This is a genomic window from Pseudomonas sp. PS02303 (genome assembly GCF_029959925.1).
In the GTDB taxonomy this organism is placed as follows: Bacteria; Pseudomonadota; Gammaproteobacteria; order Pseudomonadales; family Pseudomonadaceae; genus Aquipseudomonas; species Aquipseudomonas mandelii.
The window spans coordinates 1-6,864 of record NZ_JASCOM010000297.1; the positions used below are offsets into that span (position 1 = coordinate 1).

General features: G+C 59.0%; 6 protein-coding genes. 3 read left to right on the forward strand and 3 right to left on the reverse strand.

Annotated features, from left to right (window positions below; all coding sequences use genetic code 11):
* Positions 1-139: 139 nt before the first annotated feature.
* Entirely contained in the window at positions 140-1,138 is a 999-nt protein-coding gene (locus QMX98_RS30795) for an AraC family transcriptional regulator (protein ID WP_282411882.1), read from the reverse strand.
* A gap of 339 nt (positions 1,139-1,477) precedes the next feature.
* On the opposite strand from QMX98_RS30795, the gene QMX98_RS30800 reads away from it, so the two are divergent.
* The gene (locus tag QMX98_RS30800; RefSeq protein ID WP_010457131.1) at positions 1,478-2,812 is read left to right on the forward strand and encodes a dicarboxylate/amino acid:cation symporter; all 1,335 of its coding nucleotides are present in this window, start codon (positions 1,478-1,480) and stop codon (positions 2,810-2,812) included.
* Between the two features lie 144 nt (positions 2,813-2,956).
* Positions 2,957-4,138, forward strand: a complete 1,182-nt coding sequence (locus tag QMX98_RS30805) for a CaiB/BaiF CoA-transferase family protein (protein WP_200666822.1) — start codon at positions 2,957-2,959, stop codon at positions 4,136-4,138.
* 135 nt (positions 4,139-4,273) lie between these two features.
* Here the strand turns inward: QMX98_RS30805 and QMX98_RS30810 are convergent, their stop codons facing one another.
* Positions 4,274-4,768 (reverse strand): SprT family zinc-dependent metalloprotease, encoded by a 495-nt coding sequence (locus QMX98_RS30810; RefSeq protein ID WP_010457127.1) that lies wholly within the window; start codon positions 4,766-4,768, stop codon positions 4,274-4,276.
* A 149-nt stretch (positions 4,769-4,917) separates the two neighbouring features.
* Positions 4,918-5,520, reverse strand: coding sequence for a Yip1 family protein (locus QMX98_RS30815; RefSeq protein ID WP_010457124.1), 603 nt, complete (start codon positions 5,518-5,520; stop codon positions 4,918-4,920).
* A 439-nt stretch (positions 5,521-5,959) separates the two neighbouring features.
* Between QMX98_RS30815 and ttcA the strand changes: the two genes are divergently transcribed.
* Entirely contained in the window at positions 5,960-6,784 is an 825-nt protein-coding gene (ttcA, locus tag QMX98_RS30820) for a tRNA 2-thiocytidine(32) synthetase TtcA (RefSeq protein WP_010457122.1), read from the forward strand.
* Positions 6,785-6,864 lie beyond the last annotated feature (80 nt).

Consider the following 6,864-nt stretch of genomic DNA (forward strand, 5'->3'; position numbering starts at 1 on the left):
CCTGTTCCCCGGGGACTGGGTACACCGCGCCCCGGCGCGCTTCCACAGGAGATCTTCAGTGAATGCATCATTTGCGTTCACACCGATCACCTGTAGGAGCGAGCCTGCTCGCGATGAGGCCAGTCAATTCAACGCAGATTCAGTTCTCTTGCGCGCGATAGGCGCCCGGCGTCAACCCGGTCCATTTTTTGAACGCCCGATGAAACGCCGAAGGCTCGGAAAACCCCAATTGCTCGGCAATCTGCTGTAACGACAGATCTGCTCGCCCCAAGTGATAAATCGCAATGTCCCGGCGCAACTGATCCTTCAATTCCTGAAAACTCGACCCTTCTTCGCGCAAGTGCCGACGCAACGTCTGCGGGCTGATGTGCAGGTGCGCAGCCACCTCTTCCAGGTCCGGCCAGCGTGCACTGTCGCGGCTGAGCAAGCGGCGCAACTGGCTGCTCAGACTGTCGCCGTCATCCGGGCGCGAGAGCAGGTCGGCGGGAGAATGTTGGAGGAAATGCTTGAGCGTGCGTTCGTCCTGCAACAACGGCATGTGCAGGTAGCGGCTGTGAAACAGCAAACTGCTCTGCTCCGTGGAAAACTCCATGGGGCAGGGGAACAGCAAATCGTATTCGGCGCCGTGTTCGGGCTTTGGATAACTGAACGTCGCCTGCTCCAGCCGAATGCGCTGGCCGATCAGCCAACTGCCAAGACGGTGCCACACCATCAGTTGGCTTTCGGTGAGGAAATGATCAGGGTCCTGGAACTTCGAATCGTCGAGGCTCAGGCGGACCCATTCGTCTTCGCGGGTCAGGGTCAGGCGCGGACCGTCAGGGAATAGGCTGTAAAACAATAAACCGCGATGCAGCGCCTTATCGAGGTTGCGGCAGTGAATCACGGCGTGGCACATCATTGCGAAGGTCCCGGTTTTACTGGGCGTCGGCCCGAAACCGAGGTATTCGTCGTCGAGGGCCAGCCACAACGCCTGGATCAATCGCGTGAACTGCTCCGGCGCAATTCGCGCCCGTGGCTCATCCAGCAACTCGGGGCTGATGCCGAGTTGTTGCAGCAGATTTGAATAGTCATAACCCAACCGACGCGCGCCACCTAATGCGGCACGGGCGAAATGACTGGCGATGGTGCGTTCACGCATGGCAGGCAGGTCCGACCCAATGAACGACGGATGGTAGCTGTCGACCCTCGTTATGAACAGGCGGATATCCGCCAAATTGTAGGACGAGACCTGGTCGATGGGCGGAAATCCGCCACATTGTGGTAACCCGTCAGTGGCAAGGCTGGACCTGTAACCCTTGATGTCAAAAGGCATGCAGGCATTTTTTTAAAGGTGGCACGGGCCTTGCGATACAACAAGCAGATGCCTGCCGTTGCGCAGCTCGACAAAACAAATCCCTCCAGTGCAGGAGGGTTCGCAATTGAAGTGTCTTGGGCAACAGACGGATGTTGTCACGGGGCACTCTTGAGGAACTTTGCAATGACGACTCGTCAGCCACTGTATAAATCCCTGTACTTCCAGGTGATCGTTGCTATCGCCATCGGCATCCTGCTCGGTCACTTCTATCCGCAGACCGGTGTGGCCCTCAAGCCACTGGGTGACGGGTTCATCAAACTGATCAAAATGGTCATCGCGCCAATCATCTTCTGTACGGTCGTCAGCGGTATCGCCGGCATGCAGAACATGAAGTCGGTCGGCAAGACCGGTGGCTATGCGCTGCTGTACTTCGAAATCGTCTCCACCATTGCCTTGCTGATCGGTCTGGTCGTGGTCAACGTCGTGCAACCGGGCGCCGGCATGCACATCGATGTGACCACTCTGGACACCAGCAAAATCGCTGGCTTCATCTCGGCCGGTAAAGACCAGAGCATCGTTGCCTTTATCCTCAATGTGATCCCGAACACCATCGTCGGCGCCTTCGCCAACGGCGACATCCTGCAAGTGCTGATGTTCTCGGTGATCTTCGGTTTCGCCCTGCATCGCCTGGGTGCCTACGGCAAGCCGGTTCTGGACTTCATCGATCGCTTTGCCCACGTGATGTTCAACATCATCAACATGATCATGAAGCTCGCTCCAGTCGGCGCGTTCGGTGCGATGGCCTTCACCATCGGTGCCTACGGTGTTGGCTCGCTGGTGCAACTCGGTCAGCTGATGATCTGCTTCTATATCACCTGCATCCTGTTTGTGCTCGTGGTACTGGGCGGCATCTGCCGCGCGCACGGCTTCAGCGTAATCAAATTGATTCGCTACATCCGTGAAGAACTGCTGATCGTACTGGGCACTTCCTCTTCGGAATCCGCTCTGCCGCGCATGCTGATCAAAATGGAACGCCTGGGTGCACAGAAGTCCGTTGTCGGCCTCGTAATCCCGACCGGCTACTCGTTCAACCTCGACGGTACGTCGATCTACCTGACCATGGCCGCTGTGTTCATCGCTCAGGCGACCGACACCCACATGGACATCACCCACCAGATCACCCTGTTGCTGGTGTTGCTGTTGTCCTCCAAAGGCGCTGCAGGCGTGACCGGCAGTGGTTTCATTGTGCTGGCGGCAACCCTGTCGGCCGTTGGCCACCTGCCGGTTGCCGGCCTGGCGCTGATCCTGGGTATCGACCGTTTCATGTCCGAAGCCCGTGCGCTGACCAACCTGGTCGGTAACGCGGTTGCGACCCTGGTCGTGGCCAAGTGGGTGAAAGAGCTGGACGAAGACAAGCTGCAAGTCGAGCTGGCTTCCGGTGGTCGCGGTATCTCCGACACCCGTGAAGAAGACGACCTGGGCGTGGCCGAAGGCCCAACCCCTAGCAACGTCAAGTAAGACTGGCTGCACTGAAAAACCCGCTTCGGCGGGTTTTTTCTTGCCCGGGATTTGAGCGCAACGGTCACAGCTGCTGACACTTCAGGTGATTGCTGCAATGCGTTTGCCTGCCTAGGCTGAAGGCATCGTTCACGGAGGTCGCTCATGCCCGGTCCACTGGCGTCACTCAAAGTTCTGGATTTCTCGACGCTGCTGCCGGGGCCGTTTGCCTCGTTGTTGCTGGCGGACATGGGCGCGCAAGTCCTGCGCATCGAATCGCCGACCCGTATGGATTTGCTCCGGGTGTTGCCGCCGCACGATCACGGGGTGTCGGCCAGCCACGCCTACCTCAATCGCAACAAGCGCAGCCTGGCGCTGGACCTCAAGCAGCCCGAGGCGCTGGAGGTGATCAAGCAATTGCTGGCGGACCACGACATCGTGCTGGAACAGTTCCGCCCCGGTGTGATGGAACGCCTGGGCCTGGGCTATGAAGCCTTGAAGGCGATCAATCCGCGGCTGATTTACGTGTCGATTACCGGTTATGGCCAGAGCGGCCCCTACAAGGACCGCGCCGGTCACGACATCAACTACCTGGCGCTGGCAGGGCTGGCGAGCTACACCGGCCGCACCGAGAGCGGGCCGTTGCCATTGGGCATGCAGGTGGCAGATGTCGCCGGCGGCTCGTTGCACGGAGTGATCGGGTTGCTGGCGGCGGTGATCGCTCGCCAGCACAGCGGGGTGGGGCAGCATCTGGATGTGAGCATGACCGACTGCGCCTTCAGCCTGAACGCCATGGCCGGCGCCGGGTACCTGGCCTGTGGTGTGGAGCCGGGCAGGGAGGATCAGATGCTCAATGGCGGCAGCTTCTACGACTACTACCGTTCGCGGGACGGGCGCTGGTTATCGGTGGGCAGTCTGGAACCGGCCTTCATGCAGCAACTGTGCAGCGCGCTGGGGCGGCCGGAGCTGGCGGCCAAGGGCCTGTCGCCCAAACCCGCCGAGCAACAGGCACTGAAGAATGAGTTGAAAGCCGAATTCGAGAAACATGACTTTGCGCAACTGTGCGAGTTGTTTGCCGGGGTCGATGCGTGTGTCGAGCCGGTGCTGAATTTGGCTGAGGCGGTGCAGCATCCGCAGTTGCAGGCGCGGGAGTTGGTGACGCAGGTGCCGCGGGGGGACGGTTCGACTCAGGCGCAGATGGCGTGTCCTTTGAAGTTTTCCGAGGGGTTGCCGGCGCCGCGGCATATCGGCGCGGTGTTGGGACAGCATACGGATCAGGTGTTGGGGGAGTTGGGGATGAGTGCTGAGCGGATTGCAGAATTGCGCCGTGCCAAGGTGATTCTCTAGCGTCTGTACCGGCCTCTTCGCGGGCAAGCCTCGCTCCCACAGGATCTGTGTCGTTCACAAAGCTTGTGCTCGAAATCAATACCTGTGGGAGCGAGCCTGCTCGCGATGAGTCCGGCACCGCCACCACAAATCTGACTACTCGACCCGCATCTCCCCACTGAACACCAACGTGCTGCGGCACCGCCGGCACAAATACCGCCGCCCTTGCCGTACCAGGCCATGGCGCTGGGCCGAAAACGGGAAATCGCTGTCGACGCACGGGCATTTGTAGATGTAGCGCGTCACGCTGCGGCGTTTGACGTCGTAGGTGTGGCAGCGATTGGGCGGCAGTTCGTACACGCCACGCATGATCAATTGCCACTCTTCACCGTGCGGCTGAATGCGGTCGCCGAACAGTTGATGGGCGATCAGGTGCGCGACTTCGTGGGCCACGGTCTGCTTGAGAAAGTCTTCAGTGTTTTCCCGGTACAGCTGCGGATTGAAGCGCAGCAGGTTCTCGTGCAAATGCGCGACACCGGCTTTTTGACCGCGCAGCTTGAGGCTCACCACGGGGCGTTTGAAAGTTCGTTTGAAAAAGGATTCGGCCAGCTGATAACAGTCTTCGACGCGGGTATTGAGTTGCTCGGGCATGCTTGATGGATCTCCAGAGACGTCGAGTATGCCGCAACCCCGGGGCCTTGCGAATCGCCGAGGCGCCGAATGGTCGTTACCCCTCACACATTAGAAGGCCGCCTTACGGCGGCCTGTGTTGGCAGATCTTGTTTTTGGGTGGTGAGTTGCTAATTGGTGTAGACCGGCCCCACGCCGAGTCCCCAGACAATCACTGTAAACGCCATAATGGCGACCAGCACCACCAGGCCTACGGCAAGTACCGAACTGGAAAACAGGAAGCCCTCGTCTGATGGAATGTTCATGAAAGTGGGTAGCCCCACATACAGCAAGTACACCGTGTAGCAGATGGCCGCCGTTCCGACGATCATCCCCAGCCACATATGTGGGTACAGCGCCGCCAGACCGCCGATGAACAGCGGGGTCGCGGTATAGGTCGCAAATGCAACGCAGCGTGCCAGGCTTGGATTGGCGTCATAGGTACGGGCCATCCAGTGGATGAATGCGCCCATGACCGCGACGCCGCCGAGCATCGCCAGGTACGACATGATCGTCATCCATAGCGCGCTTTCCTGGGTCAACATGACCGGCGCTCGATTGCCGATGACCCAGCCAACCTGAGTGGTGCCGATAAACGCCGACACAGCGGGAATTGCCGCCAGAATCAGCGTGTGAGTCAGGTACATGTGGCTGATGCTTTCCTCTTGGTCGCCACGGATTTCTTTCCATTCCTGGTCGGGGTGGGTGAAGAGCCCCACTACGTGATGGATCATGCCAGTCACTCCTCTTGTTTTTACCGTCGCCCCCCAGTGGAGCGCCTACAGGCCAAAGTGGCCAAGTAAGTAAAAGGTCTGGATATGTATGCGACCTTATGTCGCAGTATAGAAAGGTCTTCACGGCGCAGGTTGTGGGGCGTTAGAGCAAATTGCGCTGTAAACCCTGTTGTTAATCGCCGTAGGGTCTTGCGCGACCTATGTGGCGAGGGAACTTGCTCCCGTTCGGCTGCGCAGCCGTCGCAAAAACGGCCAACGGGGTTTGACTGACCCAATGGTGCAGGATGGTTTTGGGGCCGCTGCGCGACCCAGCGGGAGCAAGCTCCCTCGCCACAGGGGTATGCTCCGCTCAGATAAAGTGCAGTCGCCAGGCACTTCGCCGACGATGGGTTTTTGCGTAAAATGCCGGCCTTTCGTCACACCTTACGGATCTCGCGTCATGGGCACTCTCACGGTCAACCAGAACAAACTGCAAAAGCGCCTTCGCCGTCAGGCGGGTGAGGCTGTTGCCGATTTCAACATGATTGAAGACGGCGACAAGGTCATGGTCTGCCTGTCCGGTGGCAAGGACAGCTACACCATGCTCGACGTGCTCTTGCACTTGCAGAAGGTCGCTCCGATCAAGTTCGAGATCGTGGCCGTGAACATGGACCAGAAACAGCCAGGCTTCCCTGAACACGTGTTGCCGGCCTATCTGAAAACGCTGGGCATCGAGTACCACATTGTCGAGAAAGACACTTACTCGGTGGTCAAGGAGCTGATCCCGGAAGGCAAGACCACCTGCTCGTTGTGCTCGCGCCTGCGTCGCGGCACGCTCTACACCTTTGCCGACGAAATCGGCGCGACCAAAATGGCCCTCGGTCACCACCGCGACGACATCGTCGAGACATTCTTCCTTAATATGTTCTTCAACGGTTCGCTCAAGGCCATGCCGCCGAAGCTGCGCGCCGACGACGGCCGCAATGTGGTGATCCGGCCACTGGCCTACTGCAACGAAAAAGACATTCAGGCCTACTCGGACTTCAAGCAATTCCCGATCATCCCGTGCAACCTCTGCGGCTCCCAGGAAAACCTGCAACGTCAGGTGGTCAAGGACATGCTGCAAGAGTGGGAACGCAAGACCCCGGGCCGCACCGAAAGCATTTTCCGCAGCTTGCAGAACGTGCAACCGTCGCAACTGGCGGACCGTAACCTGTTCGACTTCACCAGCCTCAAGATCGACGAAACCGCCGCTTCGCGGTTCGTCAATGTGGTCAACCTCTAATCAGAAACTGTAGGAGTGAGCCTGCTCGCGATTGCGTCGTGTCAGTCGACATCAACGTTGAATGACACACCGCTATCGCG

Excerpts from the sequence above, each read along its gene's own strand:
- QMX98_RS30795 (WP_282411882.1), bottom strand. The coding sequence starts at position 1,138 with ATGCGTGAACGCACCATCGCCAGTCATTTCGCCCGTGCCGCATTAGGT.
- QMX98_RS30805 (WP_200666822.1), top strand. The coding sequence starts at position 2,957 with ATGCCCGGTCCACTGGCGTCACTCAAAGTTCTGGATTTCTCGACGCTG.
- QMX98_RS30815 (WP_010457124.1), bottom strand. The coding sequence starts at position 5,520 with ATGATCCATCACGTAGTGGGGCTCTTCACCCACCCCGACCAGGAATGG.
- QMX98_RS30810 (WP_010457127.1), bottom strand. The coding sequence starts at position 4,768 with ATGCCCGAGCAACTCAATACCCGCGTCGAAGACTGTTATCAGCTGGCC.
- ttcA (WP_010457122.1), top strand. The coding sequence starts at position 5,960 with ATGGGCACTCTCACGGTCAACCAGAACAAACTGCAAAAGCGCCTTCGC.
- QMX98_RS30800 (WP_010457131.1), top strand. The coding sequence starts at position 1,478 with ATGACGACTCGTCAGCCACTGTATAAATCCCTGTACTTCCAGGTGATC.